Origin of the sequence: Methanoculleus receptaculi, from assembly GCF_033472595.1 — an archaeon.
Classification (GTDB): Archaea; Halobacteriota; Methanomicrobia; order Methanomicrobiales; family Methanoculleaceae; genus Methanoculleus; species Methanoculleus receptaculi.
The window spans coordinates 1736264-1755691 of sequence record NZ_CP137642.1 but is presented as its reverse complement, the minus strand read 5'-3'; the positions used below and the strand labels follow the sequence as shown (position 1 = coordinate 1755691).

General features: G+C 58.4%; 18 protein-coding genes and 1 tRNA gene. 10 read left to right on the top strand and 9 right to left on the bottom strand.

The features are described from left to right. The 7 genes from R6Y96_RS09020 to R6Y96_RS08990 all read left to right on the top strand — a co-directional run bounded on the left by R6Y96_RS09020 (position 1) and on the right by R6Y96_RS08990 (position 6953). On the top strand, positions 1-861 hold the full coding sequence (locus R6Y96_RS09020) for a CBS domain-containing protein (RefSeq protein ID WP_318621026.1): 861 nt from the start codon (positions 1-3) through the stop codon (positions 859-861). Between the two features lie 147 nt (positions 862-1008). Continuing rightward, positions 1009-1653: an archaeal proteasome endopeptidase complex subunit beta gene (gene psmB / locus R6Y96_RS09015; RefSeq protein ID WP_318621025.1), complete on the top strand. Its 645-nt coding sequence runs from the start codon at positions 1009-1011 to the stop codon at positions 1651-1653. A 21-nt stretch (positions 1654-1674) separates the two neighbouring features. Beyond that, entirely contained in the window at positions 1675-3567 is a 1893-nt protein-coding gene (locus R6Y96_RS09010; RefSeq protein WP_318621023.1) for a beta-CASP ribonuclease aCPSF1, read from the top strand. 1 nt (position 3568) lies between these two features. Then, entirely contained in the window at positions 3569-4636 is a 1068-nt protein-coding gene (locus R6Y96_RS09005; RefSeq protein WP_318621022.1) for an MFS transporter, read from the top strand. A 40-nt stretch (positions 4637-4676) separates the two neighbouring features. Continuing rightward, positions 4677-6107 (top strand): aldehyde dehydrogenase family protein, encoded by a 1431-nt coding sequence (locus R6Y96_RS09000; protein ID WP_318621021.1) that lies wholly within the window; start codon positions 4677-4679, stop codon positions 6105-6107. A 262-nt stretch (positions 6108-6369) separates the two neighbouring features. Then, positions 6370-6606: an LSM domain-containing protein gene (locus R6Y96_RS08995; RefSeq protein ID WP_300233964.1), complete on the top strand. Its 237-nt coding sequence runs from the start codon at positions 6370-6372 to the stop codon at positions 6604-6606. A 5-nt stretch (positions 6607-6611) separates the two neighbouring features. After that, complete coding sequence (locus R6Y96_RS08990; protein ID WP_318621019.1) at positions 6612-6953, top strand: helix-turn-helix transcriptional regulator; 342 nt, start codon at positions 6612-6614, stop codon at positions 6951-6953. 64 nt (positions 6954-7017) lie between these two features. Here the strand turns inward: R6Y96_RS08990 and R6Y96_RS08985 are convergent, their stop codons facing one another. Genes R6Y96_RS08985 through R6Y96_RS08970 form a run of 4 tightly spaced genes read right to left on the bottom strand, consistent with a single transcriptional unit; the run spans position 7018 to position 10241 of the window. After that, positions 7018-7437, bottom strand: a complete 420-nt coding sequence (locus R6Y96_RS08985; protein WP_318621018.1) for a hypothetical protein — start codon at positions 7435-7437, stop codon at positions 7018-7020. After that, complete coding sequence (locus R6Y96_RS08980) at positions 7427-8044, bottom strand: ArsR/SmtB family transcription factor (RefSeq protein WP_318621017.1); 618 nt, start codon at positions 8042-8044, stop codon at positions 7427-7429. Before R6Y96_RS08980 ends, R6Y96_RS08985 begins: the two co-directional genes overlap by 11 nt. A 37-nt stretch (positions 8045-8081) precedes the next feature. Continuing rightward, on the bottom strand, positions 8082-9548 hold the full coding sequence (gene guaB, locus R6Y96_RS08975) for an IMP dehydrogenase (RefSeq protein ID WP_318621015.1): 1467 nt from the start codon (positions 9546-9548) through the stop codon (positions 8082-8084). Between the two features lie 3 nt (positions 9549-9551). Next, complete coding sequence (locus tag R6Y96_RS08970) at positions 9552-10241, bottom strand: (5-formylfuran-3-yl)methyl phosphate synthase (RefSeq protein ID WP_318621014.1); 690 nt, start codon at positions 10239-10241, stop codon at positions 9552-9554. A gap of 44 nt (positions 10242-10285) precedes the next feature. On the opposite strand from R6Y96_RS08970, the gene R6Y96_RS08965 reads away from it, so the two are divergent. Continuing rightward, positions 10286-10966 (top strand): HisA/HisF-related TIM barrel protein, encoded by a 681-nt coding sequence (locus R6Y96_RS08965; RefSeq protein ID WP_318621011.1) that lies wholly within the window; start codon positions 10286-10288, stop codon positions 10964-10966. Next, positions 10960-11577, top strand: a complete 618-nt coding sequence (tmk, locus tag R6Y96_RS08960; RefSeq protein ID WP_318622515.1) for a dTMP kinase — start codon at positions 10960-10962, stop codon at positions 11575-11577. The genes R6Y96_RS08965 and tmk overlap by 7 nt, the downstream gene beginning before the upstream one ends. Here tmk and R6Y96_RS08955 read toward each other — a convergent pair. Beyond that, positions 11534-14131, bottom strand: a complete 2598-nt coding sequence (locus R6Y96_RS08955) for a valine--tRNA ligase (protein WP_318621010.1) — start codon at positions 14129-14131, stop codon at positions 11534-11536. The genes tmk and R6Y96_RS08955 overlap by 44 nt on opposite strands. A 164-nt stretch (positions 14132-14295) precedes the next feature. On the opposite strand from R6Y96_RS08955, the gene R6Y96_RS08950 reads away from it, so the two are divergent. Beyond that, a complete protein-coding gene (locus tag R6Y96_RS08950) occupies positions 14296-15492 on the top strand; it encodes a DUF92 domain-containing protein (protein WP_318621009.1) in 1197 nt (398 codons plus the stop codon). 549 nt (positions 15493-16041) lie between these two features. Here R6Y96_RS08950 and R6Y96_RS08945 read toward each other — a convergent pair. The 4 genes from R6Y96_RS08945 to serA all read right to left on the bottom strand — a co-directional run bounded on the left by R6Y96_RS08945 (position 16042) and on the right by serA (position 19389). Continuing rightward, complete coding sequence (locus R6Y96_RS08945; protein ID WP_318621008.1) at positions 16042-16290, bottom strand: hypothetical protein; 249 nt, start codon at positions 16288-16290, stop codon at positions 16042-16044. Continuing rightward, positions 16287-17180 carry an ion transporter gene (locus R6Y96_RS08940; protein ID WP_318621007.1) on the bottom strand — a complete coding sequence of 298 codons (894 nt, stop codon included), beginning with the start codon at positions 17178-17180 and terminating at the stop codon, positions 16287-16289. Before R6Y96_RS08940 ends, R6Y96_RS08945 begins: the two co-directional genes overlap by 4 nt. Positions 17181-17627: 447 nt before the next feature. Then, positions 17628-17701, bottom strand: a tRNA-Val gene (locus tag R6Y96_RS08935). Positions 17702-17805: 104 nt separating this feature from the next. After that, positions 17806-19389 (bottom strand): phosphoglycerate dehydrogenase, encoded by a 1584-nt coding sequence (gene serA / locus R6Y96_RS08930; protein ID WP_318621005.1) that lies wholly within the window; start codon positions 19387-19389, stop codon positions 17806-17808. Positions 19390-19428 lie beyond the last annotated feature (39 nt).

Genomic DNA, 19428 nt, shown 5'->3' with positions numbered 1-19428 from the left:
ATGTCAGTCCGGGACTTCATGGTGACCGACGTTGTCTGCGTCGAGATCCCCGGCAACCGGGATGACGTTCTGCGCATATTAAAACGCACAGGCATCAGTGGCGTCCCGGTCTTGAAGGAGGGTGAACTCGTCGGTATTATAACCCGCAAAGACCTCCTCCGTAAGGCGGAAGAGACCCAGCTCGGCCTCTTGATGACACCCGATCCGGTTGTTATCAGGCCAGATGCTCCCATCTCAGAGGCGGCACAGCTGCTTGTGCGGAACAACATAAGGAGGCTCCCGGTCATCGAGGATGGAGCGCTTGTCGGGATCCTCAGTGTGGCTGACCTGATCAACGCCATAGCCCAGATGCGTATCACCACCCCCATCAAGGGCAACTTCGTCAGCAGGACGTATGCGCTCTGGGAAGAGACCCCTCTCACGCTTGTCGGGAGGATCATGGAGATCTCGGGCTACGACGCCATACCTATCCTGATGGAGGATGGCACGCTCAGCGGAATCATATCGGAACGCGACCTGATCCGACATTCGCGCATCGAGGACGGCATAGAGGTAAGCGACTTCTCAAACGGTACAGACGACGACGAATGGACATGGGAGAGCATCCGGGACCTGCACACCATCAGTTACGGAATCTCCAGGATCCAGCTGCTTCCGATTCCTGTTAAGAAGGCGATGGTCAGGAACGTTCTTGCCGTCCCCCTCAACGCCGAGGTCAGCGAATGCGCCCTCAAGATGAGGCGGGCAAGGGTCGACCAGCTCCCGGTGATCAACGGGAACAGGCGGCTTGTCGGGATGCTGTTTGACCGTGAGTTGATCAAGGTCCTGCTGCCCGAGCGGCAGGACCTGCGAAAGAGTTAAAGTATAACGTCCATATACCTTATGGATGCCTGTATCTGTTGCATCTGTTTTAGGATGCGGCGATAAATTTATGATTTAACATATCACCATACGCTTAACCGCTTGTGGGCGAGATAAAGCGTTTTAATGGTTTTAAGGGGTGTTTCAATGCCTGATATTTCCCATGAGATTATGAAAGGTACAACAACCGTAGGGCTGATCTTCGACCGTGGCGTGGTGCTTGCAACCGAGATGCGGGCGACGATGGGCAACATGATAGCAAGCAAGCGAGCCAAGAAGATCTACCAGATCACGCCAAGGATCGGTCTGACCACCGCTGGAGGCGTCGGCGATGCGCAGCAGCTCGTCAGGATAATGCAGGTTGAGTGCAACCTCTTTGAGATGCGCCGCGGAAAGACCATGTCTGTAGGTGCAGCCTCGACGCTGCTTTCAAACTACCTGAACCAGAACCGCTACTACCCATACTACGTCCAGCTCCTGATGGGCGGTTTCGATGACGAGGGGCCTAGCATCTACTCGGTCGATGCCCTTGGCGGGGCGACCAGAGAGGACGAGATCGTTGCCACCGGCTCGGGGTCTCCATTCGCCTACGGTGTGCTCGAGGACCAGTATCGTCCGGAGATGAAGGAGGATGCGGCAAAAGACCTGGCTGTTCGTGCCGTTCGTTCTGCGATGCGCCGGGACTCCGCATCCGGGGAGGATATCATGGTGGTCGTGATCACGAAAGACAAATACGAAGAACGCATCCTGGGCGGACTGTATGAACCATCTGAAGCCCGCCCTGCAGCCTGACATTTTTTCAGGACGGTCTTAATGGTTATTGAAGACAAACTCCAGGAGCTCAAGGAGCAGATTAACAGGATTGTTCCTGGCGGGATTACGGTCTCTGACGTCGAGTTCGAGGGCCCCGAGCTCGTCATATATACCGATGATCCAAAACAGTTCGCCGATCAGGCGGACCTTATAAAGATACTGGCACGGGATCTCAGGAAACGTATAGTCGTGCGCCCGAATATCCTTGAAGACCCTGAGCGGGCGGCGCAGGAGATCCGTGCGGTTGTGCAGGAGAACGCAGGGATCACCGAGATCTTCTTCGACCCGGAGACCGGCGAGGTGCTGATCGAGGCTGAGAAACCGGGTGTTGTCATCGGGAAGAACGGGGCAACCCTCCGCGAGATCACAAAACAGATCGGCTGGACGCCCAAGGTCGTCCGGACACCGCCCATCGAGAGTTCGACGGTCAAGCAGATCCGTGCCTATCTCCGCTCGGTTAAGGATGAGCGGAAAATGTTCCTCCGAAAGATCGGGCGCCGCATCCACCGGGAGGTCACGAGCAAGGACCAGTGGCTGCGGGTCACCACCCTCGGGTGCTGCCGTGAGGTCGGCCGTGCCGCGTTCCTGATCTCGACGCCGGAGAGCAAGGTCCTGGTTGACTGCGGGGAGAAGCCCGGCAGCACCACAAACGGGACACCTTACCTCTACGTGCCCGAGATCTACCCGCTTGACACGCTCGATGCTGTTGTGGTCACACACGCACACCTTGACCACTGTGCGCTGGTGCCGCTCCTCTACAAGTATGGCTACGAGGGGCCGGTCTACTCGACCCCGCCGACAAGGGACCTGGCGGCGATGCTCCAACTCGATTACATTGACGTCGTCAGGAAGGAGACGGACAGGATCCCCTACACCTCGAATGAGGTGAAGGCCTACATCAAGCACTCCATAACCCTCAACTACGGCAGTGTGACCGATATCGCTCCCGACATAAAGCTCACCTTCCATAACGCCGGGCACATCCTGGGTTCGGCGATCGCACACTTCCATGTCGGCGATGGACTCTATAACATAGGGTTCACCGGGGATTTCAACTACCAGAAGACCAGGCTCTTCTCTCCCGCGGTCTCGTCGTTCCCGCGTCTTGAGACATTATTCATGGAGAGCACCTACGGCGGGTCAAACGATATCCAGCCCCAGAGGAAGGAGGCAGAAGAGAAACTCTATGAGAAGGTCTCCGAGACCATAGGCCGCGGCGGCAAGGTGATCATCCCGGCGTTCGCCGTCGGACGGTCGCAGGAGGTAATGCTCGCCCTGGAAGAGGGAATCCGGCGGCAGAAACTCCCGCCGATGAAGATCTATCTCGATGGTATGATAAAGGAGGCAACGGCTATCCACACGACATACCCGGAGTATCTCAACAGCGATCTCAGGAACCAGATCTTCCGGGAAGGGCTGAACCCCTTCCTCTCGGAGGCCTTTGTCCAGGTGGACTCCCCCGATCTCCGCGAGCGGGTGATCACAGGTGAACCCTGCGTCATCATCACCACGAGCGGCATGTTGAACGGCGGGCCGGTGATGGAATACCTCAAGGCGCTTGGCCCTGATGAGCGCAACTCGCTTATCTTCGTCGGTTACCAGGCGGAGGGAACGCTCGGGCGGCGGATCCAGAAGGGATGGCGCGAGATCCCGCTTGGCTGGCGCGATACGATAGTGATCAATCTTGAGATAGTCACGGTCGACGGGTTCTCCGGCCACTCCGATCGCAAACAGCTGATGAACTATGTCGCCCACCTCCAGCCGCGGCCGGAGAAGATCTTCACCATACACGGTGACGAGAACAAGACCCTCGATCTTGCAAGTTCCATCTACAAGCGCTACCGTATCGAGACCCATTCTCCATTGAACCTCGAGACATACCGCATGTTCTAGGATGCTGCAGAGATTCACCCTCCTGCTCGGTATATTTGTGGTGATGGCGCTCTCAAACGCTGTCGTCCCCGTCCTCCCCGATTTTGCCGAAGGGGCGGCACTCCAGGGTGCGGTCTACTCTGCGTACTTTCTTGGTGCTTTTGTTGCTGTGCTGCCGGCCGGTTACGCAAGCGACCGGATAGGCAGCGTGACGCTCATCCGTGCCGGTCTCCTCCTGACGCTTGCAAGCGGCATCCTGCTCATTCTCTCTCCTTTCGGCCTCCCGCTCATCCTCTGCCGCGTCATCGAGGGGATCGGCGGCGGAATCTTCCTCTCGGCAACACTTGCATGGACAAATTCGCAGCCCTCGGGTGCCCGTGAGAGCGGTTACGTCATGGCGGCCCTGAACCTGGGGCTGGTCGTCGGTCTACTCGCAGCGGGCTGGCTCGATTCAGTATTTGAGAACCATCTTGCCGGGATTGCGGTCTTTACAGCGCTTGCCGTCCCCGCAACCGCAATGAGCGTCGCGGTCAGGGAGGGCGAACGTGCCGGTTTTGTGAGGGCAGATGCTGGAGGCATCGTGCGAAACTACTTCTGGCTCTTTGTTGCGGTGATGATCCTGGTGGGGGTGACGGGGGCGGTGGCTGCCATATATCCCGGCTACACAGGGAACGACTCAACGGTGATTGCCCTCCAGCTTGCAACCATCAACATCGCAACCGTTGGTGCCGTTCTCGTCGCACCACGCTTCAACTTCCGGTCGGTCCCGGCAATCCGGGCGTCCGCGCTATTGATGGCGCCGGCGGTCGCTGCGGGCTGCGTCACGCCCTATGCTTTTCCGGTCATCGGCGCTCTCTCCGGGGTGACCATAGTCGCGGTTCTTGCGTTCCTGGCGGAGACCGGGATCCAGCAGGGGGTGATGACCGGACTCTTCAACACCGCCTCATACGCTGGATTCACCATCCTCTCTGCCCTTGCCGGCGGAGTCGCCGGATGGTTCGGGTTTTTGCCGGCGTTCCTCCTACTGGCAGTGATGGTGGCGGCAGCGGCCGTCCCCATTGGCAGGTGCCGGTGCGAATACCGTGGTTGACCCGGAGCGCATATTACCGCTCCTGCCGATAGGATCACGTATGAAGATGTTGATCAACGGCGAGTGGTGCGACTCGGTCTCCGGGAAGGTCTTTCCGGTGCACAACCCTGCCACGGGAGAGGTTGTTGACCAGGCACAGCTCGGCGTGGAGGATGATGTCAGGGCCGCGGTGGAGGCGGCCCGGGAGGCGTTTTCAGACTGGGCCGCAAAAGAGCCCAGGGTTCGGGCAAAGATTCTCTTCTCTGCGGCTGAGGAGGTTCGCCGAAGGAATGCCGAGCTCGGGGCTCTCCTGACCGCCGAACAGGGAAAACCCATCCGCGAGGCGATCGATGAGATCAACGGGTTTGCAAACATCCTGGAGTATTACTATGCTCTTTCAGCGGGGCTGCAGGGAGAGTTCATGGACCTCAGGGGCTACGGCCGCGCCACCGTCATCAGAAGGCCGCTCGGCACCTGCGGCGCGATCATCCCCTGGAACATGCCGGCGATCATCATGGGCTGGAAGATCGGTGCAGCGCTGACGGCGGGAAACACCATGGTCGTAAAACCAGCCAGCACGGCTCCGCTGACCTGCCTGCGACTCGCGGAGATCCTGGAGGAGGCCGGTCTCCCACCGGGGGTTTTAAACGTCGTCACGGGTTCGGGAGAGACGGTCGGCCGGGAGATCGCGAGAAACCCGGCAATCCGGAAGGTCTCGTTCACCGGCGCGGTCGAGACAGGGCGTGAGGTCGCGATGGATGCCGCCCCCGCTATGAAACACCTCATGCTGGAACTCGGGGGGAGCGACCCGATGATCGTCTGTGACGATGTTGATATTCCTGCAGCCGTTGAAGGTGTCATCAGGGGACGATTCTACAACTGCGGTCAGGTCTGCACGGCGGTAAAGAGGCTATACATCTTTGACTCGATCGCGGATGAGTTCATCCGCCGATTGAAGACGAGGGTCGAGAAGATCGTTGTCGGGAACGGGATCGACCGCGGTGTCGATATGGGCCCGATGAACAACCGCGAGGGTCTTGAGAGGATCGCCGGTCTGGTGGATGCCGTGCGGGAACGCGGCGAGGGAGAGATTATCACGGGCGGTCGGCCGCCAGGGGGAGAGGCGTTGAGAGATGGCAACTTCTACCTGCCGACACTTGTCACCGGTCTTCCACACGACTCACCCCTCTTCACCGAGGAGGTCTTCGGCCCGGTGCTGCCGATCGCTGCTGTCCATGACCTGGACGAGGCGATTGAGCGCGCAAACAGCAGTCGTTACGGCCTCGGTGCGTCGGTGTGGACGCAGAACCCGGAGGTGATCGCCAGGGCGGCGGAGGACCTCGAGGCCGGAATAGTCTGGGTCAACCAGCATCTCAGGATTCCACCGGAGGTGCCGTTTGGCGGGACGAAGGCAAGCGGCATCGGCAGGGAGAACGGCAGCAGAGCGCTTGAGGACTACACCGAGGGAAAGGCCGTGCTGGTTCGGTTGTAGTCCCTTTCAAACCAGTTTTGCTCATGGCTTGTGATACCCTCGAATCACCACCGTGCGGAACGTCTTTTTGCGGCTGACCAGCCGCCCTCTCGAGGGGGGTGGGCAGTGAGGGACGATTCTCACGTTGGTCGTTGCAGGGGCAGAAAGCAGGATCTTGATCAGGGATCCACCACGACGGTAGAATTGTTGGTTTGATGGCCTCTTTTCAGAGGGGCGAGACTGAAGGAAACCTTAATGAGCGAATATAACCATATAAGAACAGATGGTTAATGGCATTGTACTCCCCGTAAAGAAGGTTTTTTCGCTTGTGGACTCTAAAATCGTCGTCGAGATCAAGGATGACGGCAGGAAACTCAAAGGAAGGCTCGTGGCGGTCGACGAGCACCTGAACCTGCACATGGATGAGACGACAGAGTACACCGGAGATCAGCGGGGCCGCGCTCTTGGAACGGTTGTCATACGCGGCAACAATATACTGACCATTGCGCCCCTGCTCTGATTACCATGTCTGAACTGGAGGAAGAAGCACTCGGCGTCATCCAGTCGCACCGCGAAGGGGTTCTCCAGAGCGATCTCTGGAAACTCCTTGATATTGACAGCAGGAAATGCTCCCGGATCGTGAAGCGGTTGCTGGATGCTGGTTTGATCGAACGGATCGAGTTTCGCAGTGACGGGATCAAGACATATCTCCTGAGGGCGAAGAAACGCGCCGTTGACCCGGGTCTCATCCTTGCCGGCGAGGAGGTTCTCCCCTGCATCGGCTGTGACCGGGAATGCGACCCGGAAGGGTGCACCATTCTTCTAGACTGGATATACCTACTCGCCCTTGAAGAGTATCAGGAGTGACCACTCTTCGCGTGCCATCACGAAAACAGGTTCTTTGGGGGGTTTGCCCCCACATTAACGCGGTTCAAGGCCTGCGGGTCTCTCCCGACATCTCCTTTTTCCGGCAGACAACATCGATCACACCGTGCTGCACGTTGTAGGAACTGTGCACCAGGTCTATCTCGCAATTGAGGTCCACTATCATCTCCCTCTCACCGCCGGTGCAGAGGGTCACAGATCTTTTATGGAACGTGACGTAGGGTGCACCGTCCGCCAGGGCGTTTGCCACCGTTGTTATATAGATGCAGTCATCCCCCTCGATCACCTCAACCTCGGGGTCATCGTAGTTGTCTTCGGAAAAGTAGGGATAAAAACCCTCTCCCATCGGCCCACTGATGATGGTAAACCCGATGATCTTCGGGTCGTAATCGGGCAGATCGCTAAGGATCCGCTCCATCAGTCGCTCGATCTTTCGAAACATCTCGTCGTAAGGGTTATCCGCCATGTGTAACACTTATCCGGTATCGGTTGTTCGTCTTCTCGACAATCCCCATCTTCATGAGGTTGCCCAGTCTCTTTTTCAGCTCATCAGCGGACAGGCCGCACATTTCCTCCAGATCCCCGAGTTCCATGTCGGAATGCACGAGGGCGAGGATGATCTTCAACTCTCCTTCATCTGTGAAGATTCCCTCGCCCATGAGCCAGGCGAACCGTGACTCAATCTCGCCTTCCAGGTGTTCAAGGTTTTCCAGGAGTTCGTCATGAGCCCTGATCATCCTCCTGAGCAACACGAGGTCTCTTGTGATCCGTGCATGCCGGTCCTCCTCACGGGGGGACAGGACAATATCATCCTGCTTCTGCAGGTTTATGATGAGATTGATGTCATGCGAGAGGTAGTAATACTTTCGCCTTCGCTCATCCTGGTATGATCCAAGGATCTGCTCCCGCTCCATCAGTTGCAGATGCTCAATTACTGCTTTCGGACTGAGCAGCAGGCGCTCGGAGATCTCTGTCACGAAACACGGTTTCTGCCCCAGCAGTTCAATTATTCGTCTTCTATTCCGGTTTCCCAGGATGTCCAGGAGCCGGGAAACGTCGCCCCTCTCAAGCATACTAACTTAGTGTTAGTGATCACAGCATAAAAATTTATCACTCTAAGAGACGGTAATTCGGCGCCTCATCGGTGATCATGATGTTATGGGGATGGCTCTCCCCATAACCGGCGGGGGTTATCCTGATGAATCTTCCGTTTCTTTTCAGGTCCGCTACTGTCTTTGAGCCTGTGTAGCCCATTGCCGACTTCAGGCCGCCAACAAGCTGGTAGATGACATCAGAGACCCGGCCGACGTAAGGGGTGACGCCTTCGACACCCTCCGGAACGAACTTGGTCCTTCCAAACTCTTTTTTCTGGAAGTAACGGTCACTGGACTCGCCGCTGCTCATGACGCCAAGCGATCCCATGCCCCGGTACTGCTTGTAGCGCCGGCCCTTTATCGTTGTAATCCTCCCCGGCGCCTCGTCTGTTCCGGCAAAGAGGCTGCCTGCCATGATACAGTCCGCACCCGCGGCGATCGCCTTTGCGATATCCCCGGAGTACCGGATGCCGCCATCGGCGATGACCGGCACATCGGCCTCGCTCGCCACCTCCGCAACGTTTGCTATCGCCGAGATCTGCGGGACGCCCACACCCGCGACGATCCTGGTTGTGCAGATTGATCCGGGCCCTATACCCACCTTCAGCCCGTCGACGGTATCCAGGAGGGCCAGGGCCGCCTGTTTTGTTGCGATGTTTCCGGCAACCACATCCACCGTGACGCTCGCCTTGATCTCGCCGACCGCCCTGACGACGTTCATGTTGTGGCCATGGGCACAGTCCACCACCAGGGTGTCAGCACCCGCATCGGCCAGCATCACAGCGCGATTGAAATCAAATGGCCCTACGGCGGCTGCAACCCGGAGTTTACCGTTTGAATCACGGGTTGCGCGGGGGTACTGCCTCTTCTCCAGGATGTCCCGCATCGTTATGATCCCGACCAAGCACCCATCATCATCAACGACCGGGAGACGCTCGACCTTGTTTGCATACATCGTCTCGAGGGCGTTCTCCGCCGTGATACCCTCTGTTGCGGTGATCAACTTCTTCGTCATGTAGTCGCTGATCTTCGCATCGCCGTGTCCGGGAAGGATCGCCCTTATGTCCCTGCGGCTGACGATACCTATCACTCTATCGTTCTCGATTACAGGGACGCCGCCGATGCCGTACTGCCGCATGATCCGCTCCACCTCAGTGACCGTGGCCTCCGGGCTGACCGCCACCACCTCGCGCTCGATCAGGTCCTCTGCCTGTTTGACTACCCTGACCTCAGCAACCTCGCTCTCCGGGGTCATGTTCCGGTGGATGACGCCGATACCCCCTTCACGGGCAATGGCGATCGCCATCGCCGACTCGGTAACCGTATCCATGGCAGCGCTCACGAGAGGTATATTGAGAGGAATATTCCGCGAGAACCGCGACCTGACATCGGCTTCGTCGGGCTCGACCCACGACTCTGCGGGTTCGAGCAGCACGTCATCGAATGTAAATGTTGTTTCCATCTTCAGTTTCTCGATGTACATACATCACCCAATCATCATCTTTGCTCTCTCAACCAGTTCCGCCCTGATCGTGCTCGACCGATCCCCACCGCAGACCATCCCCCGGACACCTATGATGTCCGGGTTGATCCGTTTCAGGGCATCAAGGTCTTCAAACCTAAGTGAACCGGCAAGGGCGGTCCTCAACCCGAGTTCACGGTTCCACCTGACAAACTGGGTAAGTGTCTCCTCATCCATGAACGCGAAGAGACCCCTCCCGTCTTTAACTCCTGTGTCGATCATGGCCACGTCAGCCCCTGCATCCGCAACCAGCGGGCTGATCGAAAGCGGCGAGATCGTGCCAAGCCTGTTAAAATCTGCATACGCCGCGATCACAACATATCTATCGGGAAACTCCCGTTTCACCGCCGTGGTTACCGCCTCGATGACCTCACGGGCACGATCAGCACCATCGAACATCAGGCCGACCTTGATATAATCGGCGCCGGCGTGTGCGGCACCGTATGCCGAAAGTGCTGCGGTTCCAGGTTTATACTCATTGTCCCCGATTGCAGCACTGACTGGTTTACTGCCGGCGATCTCCTTGATCTCACGGATGATCCATGGAAAATTAGCACCCAGAGAGCCTTCAGCTGGCCTTTTCACGTCAATGATGTCAGCGGAAAGCGAGGCGTTTGCCTCTTCAATGCTGCTTGGGCTGACGAGTAATTGCATAGAAATTAATGATCCTTCACCCTAATAGTGATTACGTTGAGGACATGGAACTGATTCTTGCAGTAGATCTTGCCGGGGGCGTTGTGGTGCATGGTAAGGCAGGCAACCGTTCTGCCTACCGGCCGCTGACCTGGGGGCTGGCGCCGTCGGCAGAACCCGGGGCCTACCTCTCCTCTCTCTCGCCGCGGTACATCTACATCGCCGACCTGGACAGTATCCAGGGCGGGAGACCACAGGACGACCTGGTCAGGCGCTGTGCTGCAGTGGTCGAGCGGTGTTATCTGGACCGCGGTTGCAGGTCGCCCGCAGACTCAGCGGCGGTCGATGGTGTGATACCTGTCGTCGGCACCGAGACAGCGGCAGCGAGCATCGAGGACCTTGCGGCCTACCCTGGGGGCTATCTCAGCATCGACATCAGGAATGGCCGGGTGCTCCCCTGGGGGATAACTCCGGTGGAGATGCTGCGTTTCGCATCGGAGTTAGCGTTTGAGGGCTGCATCATCCTGAATATCGGTGCCGTGGGGACGGAACGCGGCCTCCTCCGGGGGGGCCTTGAGGAGATGCGGGGATGCTACCCCGGCCGCCTCCTCTACGGCGGCGGAGTCTCCGGGGTCGATGACATCCATCTCCTTGCCGATACCGGGTTTGACGGGGCTATAGTCGCGACCGCCGTCCATCGCGGCACGATGCCGCTTGAGTGGATCCGGAGGGGGCAGCCCTGCTGATCACCATCGAGGGGATCGATGGCAGCGGGAAGACCACACTCCTTGCCCGCCTCCATGAACTCCTGGCTGACCTGGATCCCATCGTCACCCGTGAGCCCGGTGCAACCTGGGTCGGTGATGCTGTGCGGCGGGCGATCGCCGAGCGGATGGACCCTATCACTGAGGCGCTGCTCTTCTGCGCCGACCATGCCGCGCATATCGATACGCTGATCCGGCCTGCGCTCGATGAGGGGAGGATCGTCATCTCAGACCGTTACGCCGACTCCAGGTTTGCCTACCAGCCGGTCGTTCTTGAGGGTGTGCTGCCAGATCCACTGGATTGGTTGCGCCGGATCCACGAGGGGTGGTCGATCCGGCCTGACCGGACGTTCCTGCTGGTACTCCCCGTGGATGATGCCATCTCAAGGCTCGATCCTGAAACGAAGAGAGAATACTTTGAGAACGCCGGGATCCTTGAACGTGTGCAGGAGAACTATCTGGAGATCGCTGCATCCGATCCCGTGCGGTTTGCCATCGTCGATGCTCTGCTCGAGGAAGAGGTGGTTGCCAGGTTCGTCGCAGACGAGATCAGGGCTTTTGTCCGATCGTCACGACGAGATCCCCGAGCGTGAGCACTTCCACATCCTCTCCCGCCACCCGGTAGGCGATCTTCGGCGTGAACGCCTCAGGGGGGACGGCAACCTCTTCCCCATCGACCATGACGGTTGCAGGCGGGTTTTTGAGAGCCCCCGGTGGAAGAGCCTTAACGGCCTCCATGAACCCCCGGGCGCGACCGCGGAGGGTCGGCCCGATGACCGCCATGTTGAACTCGACGCCGCTCACCGCCTCCTCGAGTTGCGGCGTACCGGTTACCCACTCCAGGTCAGCGACGAGCGCCCGTCCAGCATCACCGACATCATCGAGATGTTCCGGCGCGTAAACGGTCACGTGCCCCAGTGGGGCGTTCAGGGCCATGCCCCGGTCATGCTTGTAGCGCCGGAGTTCCGCAACAGTCTTCATCAGGAGGTCGCCCTTACGCTGCGCATCCTCATCGGTGTATTCAAACTCCGGCCAGGTCTCTTTATGCACGCTCCTCCCGGTTAGGGCATGGTAGCACTCTTCGGAGAAGTGCGGTATGATCGGGGCGAGTAGGCGGAAGAGAACGTCCATAGTAGTCCTGAGGGCGCTGCAGGCGCTTGCTCTTCCCTCTTCACCATCACCATAAAGGCGGCCTTTCACGATCTCGATGTAGTCGTCGGCAAGGCTGTTCCAGGTAAACTCCCGTATAGCCCTGAGCGCCCGGTCGAACTGGTAGCCCTCCATCGCGGCGGTGACCTCTGCGACCGTCCCGGAGAGACGGACGAGCAGCCAGCGGTCGGAGAGTTCGGTCACCGGTGCAGCAGGGTCGGCGCCACGTTCCAGATGCCCCATGACAAACCGGAAGATGTTCCAGAGTTTGGTCTGGAACCTGGATGCGGCGACGACATCGTTCCAGTTGAACATGATGTCTGAACCGGTCGCTGCGCCGGCTGCTCCCCACTGCCTGAAGGCGTCCGCGCCGTATTGCTCGATGATCGTCTCTGGGGAGATTATGTTATTGCGGCTCTTGCTCATCTTGAAACCGTCTTCACCGAGCACCATTCCGTTTATGAGGATCTGCTCCCAGGGATGGCTCCCGACCAGCGCCTTCGCCCGGAGGATGGTGTAGAACGTCCATGTCCGTATGATGTCGTGGCCCTGGGGGCGGATCTGTGCCGGGAAGTATGGAGGTTTTTTGTTGGACCCGTCCCACCCGGTGACGTGGAGCACTGATATGGATGAATCCATCCAGGTATCGAGCACGTCCTTCTCGCCGGCGAACTCGTTCCCGCCGCAGTTCGGACAGGGGTGCCGCGGTTTGTCGACCGTCGGGTCGATCGGGAGTTCCTCGTCGGCTGGAAGAACCATCTCGCCGCAGGTGGTGCAGAACCAGACCGGGATGGGGGTCGCGAATATCCGCTGACGGGAGATGCACCAGTCCCACTCCATGGAGTTTACCCAGTTCTCCATCCGCGTGAACATGTGTTCCGGGATCCAGGTTATCTTCCGCGCCGTTTCAAGGATCTCGTCATGATGGACGCGGACAAACCACTGCCGTTCCGAGAGGATCTCGATCGGGGTCTTGCAGCGCCAGCACGTCCCGACACGCTGCTCGATCTCTTCCTGCCGTTTCAGGATCCCGGCTCTCTCCATATCGGCAAGGATCGCCTCCCTGCAGGCCTCCGATGTCATGCCTGCATACGGCCCTGCGATCCCGGTCATGACCCCCTTCCGGTTGATTGCTTTACGCAGGTCGAGGTTATGCTCTTTCCACCAGTAGACGTCGGTCTTATCGCCGAATGTGCACACCATCACCGCTCCGCTGCCAAATGAGGGATCGACGGCGGGATCCTCGATCACCGGGACTTCGTGGCCGAAGATCGGGACGCTGAGTTTCTTTCCCCGCAGCCCGGTGTAGCGTTCGTCTTCTGGATGGACGGCCACCGCAACGCAGGCCGCGAGCAGTTCCGGTCGGGTGGTGGCTATCTCGATGCCGTCGAAGTCAAAGTAGTTGAGTTTGGTGGTGCGGGATGCATAGTTTACCTCGGCGAACGCGATGGCCGTCTCGCAGCGGGTGCAGAAGTTAACTGGATGCTCGCTCTGGTAGATGTCGCCGGCTTTAAGCATCCGCAGGAATGACACCTGGGTCTTTCTGTAATAATCCGGGAGCATGGTGATGTACTCGTGGTTCCAGTCGATGGAGAACCCGAGACGCCGCATGGTTGCCCGCATCTTCTCTATGTTCCCGAGTGTGAGGTCGCGGCACAACTCCCGGAACTTCTCACGGGATACGTCGTTTTTGGTGATCCCGTGCGTCTCTTCGACCTTCACCTCGGTGGGCAGGCCGTGGCAGTCCCACCCCTGCGGGAACATTACGTTGTAGCCGCGCATGCGTTTGTAGCGCGCGATGAAGTCAATATAACACCAGTTTAATGCGTTGCCGATATGGAAGTTGCCGGTTGGGTATGGCGGTGGAGTGTCGATGATAAACCTGGGTTCTGGCGAGGAGGGGTCGAAATAGTTCTCTTCATCCCGCCAGGTTGACTGCCAGCGCCTCTCCACCTCTTCGATATCGTAGTTTTTGGGTAGTTGATGTGACGGCGACATTTTCAGCGTATAATCTCTCTCTTCTCTCGGAAATATAATGTTCGACGTGACTTTCCTCCGGCCGCCCACGGATCCTGAATTCAGATGGGTTAGAGGCAAAATGGAGGGGATAAACCGGGTGTCGACCCTAAAGGCTTTGTTCATGTAGTTTCAACCATATAAGAATGACAAAGCTGCAGGGGCTGGTTCTTTCATCGGTGCTCACCCTGGTCTTCATAGGCCTTGCCCCTCTGCTACAGCCGCCTTGGCTGCTCACGTTATTCCTCGTTTTATTCTCGCTTCTTCTCTCTCTCATCAGGGATACCCGTTATGTATCTCTATCTATAATTGCACTTGCCGTGCTCTATGGGCTTGGCTGGCTCTCGACGTTTGTCTTCACCTGCACGCTTGGCATCGTTGTCTTCGGAGAGGTGGCGTTTCGCCTCACCGGAGGGGAGCATGCCTCGTATCTCTACCACATGCTTGCTGCAATCGTTGTGTCGATTGCGGTGATGTTTTACCTCCACTACACCGTGGCCCTTGTCGCCCTGATGGGGGTGGTTGCTGCGGTCCTCCTCAGGGCGGTTCTCGGCGGGCGGGACGATGCACTGATGGTGGAGGCGCTCGGCGTCGCGATGACCATGTTCCTCTTTGAGGAGCTCAAGTATGAGGTCGACCTGAGCATCCTCATCGCTGCGGCCGTGATAGCCTTCGGGTTCGGATACACCTCCTACCATCTGAGGGTTGCCGACATCAGCGGTCTGTTCTCCGGGGCGATGATCGGGATCATACTGATTGTCTTTGCGGACGTCAGGTGGTTCCTCATCATGCTCACATTCTTCATCATCGGTGCAGCGGCAACTCGTTACCGCTATGCTGACAAGGAACGGTTCGGCGTCGCGCAGGAACACGGTGGGGTGCGCGGTTACTTCAACGTCTTTGCAAACGGTCTTGTGGCAACAGGCGGCGCCATCCTCTACGGTATAACCGGGAATCCGGCGTTTGCGGCACTATTCATGAGTGGTGTTGCCTCGGCCGCTGCCGATACCGCGGCAAGCGAGATAGGCGTCACGGGAAAGACGCCATACCTGATCACCACCTTCAAACCCGTGCCACGGGGTACAAACGGGGGGGTGACACTGCGCGGCGAAGTTGCGGCCATCCTGGCATCGATCATTGTTGCTGCCGTTGCCCTTGTGATGGGCGTTGCTGACCCGAAACTTGCCATTGTGACGGTCATTGCGGGTTTCATCGGAACCAATGTCGACAGCGTGGTTGGGGCAACGCTCGAGAACAGCGGCAGGATCGGCAACTCCGGCACAAACCTGACCGCCACGTTCTTTGGCGGGGTGGCGGGGATGCTTCTATATATGCTGTGGTAAGTTCCAGTCAGGGGAGGTCTACGCTGGATCCCGATCCGGGAAGAGATTCTTAAGTGTGGATGAAAAATCCCGCGGCCGGATGGTTCGATGGGAGAGAGGAGACCCCCTGTGCTCCTGGGGGCGTCTCAAATCCAGACACCGCAAGATCTGTATACCTGCAATCCCTTGCATCATCTCGTATAGAAGACCGGGTTTCTGCCTGGTTGCCAATCGATAGCAACATTTTCCCTTTCAAGACGGTCGATCTCCTCAGCCCGTGTGACCCCATCACCGTCCGTCTCCTGCCGGGCAGGAGACATTCTCTCTCAGATGCGTCCCGCAAGAGGTCTGGAGCCGCGAGCAGGCCGGGATGATCGATGCGTTCCTTGCGAACGCCGAAAGTTGCGCCCTCTCCCGTGCCCGATACCTCGATATGCATCAGACCCTCGCAGAAGTGTGACCCCCGAAGACTTCGTGGCGGTGCACACCGGTTCCAGAAAGGCTTCACAGTTTTTCCAGCCATTCAGTGATCGGGACAATGTGGACGGCCCGCCCAGCGCTGACCGGAACTCAGGGCGATGTATGAGCCCCGGGATAGGTCGAAGAGAAAGCAGGAGGCTGGAGACCCCGCCCCGGACGAATACAGCGAAGCGAGCGTGCCCGTGCCATCCTCCGTGACGGCGACCCGCTTCCGCTCTCCTCCTTGATACCTTCGACAAGAGCAACGCCGGCGACAGGACTCTCGCAGAGTGCCTCGTGATGCCCGTAGTCTCGCAGTCGATGGCGAACACGACTTCCTGCCGCTCCAGAGCCAATCATCGCTTCAGTATCCTCTCCTTCTGGGCCAGGAACTCATCGTCAGAGAGCACCCCTTTATCGTGCAGCGCATCTAGCCTCTCCAGGAGGGCGATCGTCTCTTCCTGAGGACTCACCGTCGTCTCTTCTTCCCGGGTTGTCTTCGAACCCTTCTTCTGGATCTCCTCTATGAAGGCCGTCGCCAGAACTCCGGCGGGTATGGCAAACATCCCGATCCCCATCACCGCAATGAACGAGCCGAGCAACTTCCCGGCCGGGGTGACCGGGTAGACGTCGCCATAGCCTACGGTTGTCAAAGTCACAATCGTCCACCACATCGCCTGAGGAATACTCGAAAACGCCTCCGGCTGCGCTTCGTGCTCCAGATAATACATAAGACTCGATGCGAAGATCAGGAGTACCACCAGGACGCTGGCCGCAACCGCAAGAGTTTCCTTTGATCTTTGGAAAGCGCCGCTCAACATCTTGAAAGCGTAAGAATACCTCCCGAGTTTAAGCAGTCTGAACAGCCTCAGGAGGCGGGCAGCCCTCACGAACCGCAGGTCCATCGGGATCAGAATCGGCAGGAAGAACGGCAGTATCGCCACTAGGTCTACCAGGGCCATAGGAGTGAACGCATAACGAACCCTCCCGAGAACCGCCCCGTGGTAATCCGGGGTCTCCGTGCACGTCCACAACCGGAGTATGTACTCGATAGAAAAGACCGTCACAGAAAAGAGTTCAAATGTGTAGAAGAGTTCCCGGTAATGCAGGAATATGCCTTCAACCGATTCAAGTATCACCGCGATGACGTTCGCGACGATCAGCGCCATCAAGCAGGCATCAAAACACCTGCTTGCCAGCCCGCCTCTCTCCGGATCGCCTGCCATGAGCAGGTGGACCCGGGACTTCAACCGGCGGTACACCCCACTCCCCGTGCAGTAGGTTCTGTAAAAAATTGTATAAGAATATGTTCTCAGCCGGAGGTTGAGCAGCAGAAAGATATAAAACCGGTGGTTTCAGGCTCTGCCCCGGACAGGGCGATTCTTCATGGATACACTTCCAGGGCGGAGGCCCTCTCTTGCGGCCTCACGTAACCCTCCCTCTAATCTCTTCTCCATCCTGGCCAGGCTTCCCACCGGTTCAATCGCCACGCACTCCCCACGGCCCACTCCGACGCCGGTGGTGGCTGACGAAATAAGATTATCGCGAGCGGCTGATTGCATAGGTGAAGCGGTTGCCCCCCCGCGCGTCATTACCGGGGAAAAGAGGCGAGTTCACACGTCAGAATCGTTGACGCCGCCGAAACCAGCAGCGTGCAAAAAGCCTGAAAACCAGGTTTTCAGTTCCAGAAGGAGTGATGGGCTCGCTGAGATTCGAACTCAGGACCTCCGCCATGTCAAGGCGACGTCATAACCACCTAGACCACGAGCCCGCATCAGCCTGACGATTAACAAGGTTGGTTCTTTTGGTATAAAACCATTCGCCCGGCTCAAAATCGCCCCTTAGAAGGGAGGGCTGAGAGGGATCCCGGCGCGCTCAGATCTCCGCGTACTTTGCCGTATGGATCCCATCGACCCGCTTGATCTCCTCCATCGCCTCAGGCGGCACCGGGGAATCGACGGTCAGAACCATCAGCGCCTCTTCACCCGGCCTGTGGCGGCCGACCTGCATCCCGGCGATGTTCACGTTCGTCCGGCCAAGGATCGTCGCGACCTTCCCGATGACGCCCGGCTTATCCGTGTGGCGCGAGATGACCACGTGCCCCGTCGGCGTCAGATCGGTCATGTAGCCCCCGATGCTCACGATCCGCGCCCGGTTCGGGCTCGAGACGCTCCCGCTAACCGTCTCGGTCATCCTGTCAGTCCTCGCCGTTATGGTGATGATGTTCCTGAACCCCTGCGCTTCTTCCGTGGTGGTCTCGCTCAACCGGATACCCCGCTCCTTCGCCACAAACTCCGCGTTCACCAGGTTTACCGGCACCTGCAGGATCGGGTCAAGCATCCCTTTCAGGATCATCCGCGTGATGAACTTCGTGTTCGGCAGGTTTGCAGCCTCGCCGCCGTAGGTGACATCGATCGCCTCAAGCCTGCCCTCGATGAGCTGGATGAGAAGCCTGCCCATCTTCTGCGCAAGCCTCGCGTAGGGCTCTATCAGCGCCTGCTGCTCCATCGGCACAACCGGAGCGTTCACCACGTACTTCGCAGAGCCGCCCGAGAGGACGCTGATACACTGGTTTGCGATCGAGATGGCGACGTTCTTCTGCGCCTCGACCGTGCTTGCCCCTAGATGCGGCGTGACGATCACCTGCTCAAGACCGATCACCGGCGAATCCGTCGGCGGCTCGCTCTCGAAGACGTCCAGCGCAGCACCGGCAACCTTTCCGCTTGCAATCCCGTCCGCGAGAGCCTTCTCATCGACGATACCGCCGCGGGCGCAGTTGACCAGCCGGACACCGTCCTTCATCGTCGCGATCGCCCCGGCGTTGATCATGTGGTGCGTCTCCTTTATAAGCGGGGTATGTACGGTGATGACGTCCGCTCTCCTGAAGAGGTCCTCCAGCGTCACCATCTCCACACCAAGGCTTGCAGCCCGCTCGCTGCTGATGAAAGGATCGTAAGCGATGCACTTCATCTCCATCGCCTGCGCACGTTTCGCCACCTCACGGCCTATGCGCCCGAACCCCACGATACCCAGGACCTTCTCGTTCAGTTCGACGCCCATGAACTTCGAGCGCTTCCACTCGCCCTTCTTAACCGAAGCGTTCGCCTGCGGTATATTCCGCGCGAGAGCAAGCATCATCGCCATCGTGTGCTCGGTGGCCGCCAGGGTGTTTCCTTCAGGAGCGTTCGCGACTATGATACCCTTCCGGGTCGCCGCCTCGGTATCAATATTGTCCACCCCGGCACCGGCGCGACCGATAAACTTGAGCCTCTTCCCCGCCTCGATAACCCGTGCCGTAACCTCTGTCCCCGAGCGCACCAGCAGGGCATCGTAATCACCGATGATATCGACGAGTTGATCCTCAGTCAGCCCCGTTTTGATATCCAGATCACAAAACTCTTTCAGGGTATCAAGCCCTTCCTCTGCCAGCGGATCGCTGACCAGTACCCTATATCTCACGGTTCAACCCATACTAGTTCAACATCATATGTCTTGATG

Coding starts and splice junctions, on each gene's coding strand:
- R6Y96_RS09020 (WP_318621026.1), top strand. CDS start 1: ATGTCAGTCCGGGACTTCATGGTGACCGACGTTGTCTGCGTCGAGATC.
- psmB (WP_318621025.1), top strand. CDS start 1,009: ATGCCTGATATTTCCCATGAGATTATGAAAGGTACAACAACCGTAGGG.
- R6Y96_RS09010 (WP_318621023.1), top strand. CDS start 1,675: ATGGTTATTGAAGACAAACTCCAGGAGCTCAAGGAGCAGATTAACAGG.
- R6Y96_RS09005 (WP_318621022.1), top strand. CDS start 3,569: ATGCTGCAGAGATTCACCCTCCTGCTCGGTATATTTGTGGTGATGGCG.
- R6Y96_RS09000 (WP_318621021.1), top strand. CDS start 4,677: ATGAAGATGTTGATCAACGGCGAGTGGTGCGACTCGGTCTCCGGGAAG.
- R6Y96_RS08995 (WP_300233964.1), top strand. CDS start 6,370: ATGGTTAATGGCATTGTACTCCCCGTAAAGAAGGTTTTTTCGCTTGTG.
- R6Y96_RS08990 (WP_318621019.1), top strand. CDS start 6,612: ATGTCTGAACTGGAGGAAGAAGCACTCGGCGTCATCCAGTCGCACCGC.
- R6Y96_RS08985 (WP_318621018.1), bottom strand. CDS start 7,437: ATGGCGGATAACCCTTACGACGAGATGTTTCGAAAGATCGAGCGACTG.
- R6Y96_RS08980 (WP_318621017.1), bottom strand. CDS start 8,044: ATGCTTGAGAGGGGCGACGTTTCCCGGCTCCTGGACATCCTGGGAAAC.
- guaB (WP_318621015.1), bottom strand. CDS start 9,548: ATGTACATCGAGAAACTGAAGATGGAAACAACATTTACATTCGATGAC.
- R6Y96_RS08970 (WP_318621014.1), bottom strand. CDS start 10,241: ATGCAATTACTCGTCAGCCCAAGCAGCATTGAAGAGGCAAACGCCTCG.
- R6Y96_RS08965 (WP_318621011.1), top strand. CDS start 10,286: ATGGAACTGATTCTTGCAGTAGATCTTGCCGGGGGCGTTGTGGTGCAT.
- R6Y96_RS08955 (WP_318621010.1), bottom strand. CDS start 14,131: ATGTCGCCGTCACATCAACTACCCAAAAACTACGATATCGAAGAGGTG.
- R6Y96_RS08950 (WP_318621009.1), top strand. CDS start 14,296: ATGACAAAGCTGCAGGGGCTGGTTCTTTCATCGGTGCTCACCCTGGTC.
- R6Y96_RS08945 (WP_318621008.1), bottom strand. CDS start 16,290: ATGATTGGCTCTGGAGCGGCAGGAAGTCGTGTTCGCCATCGACTGCGA.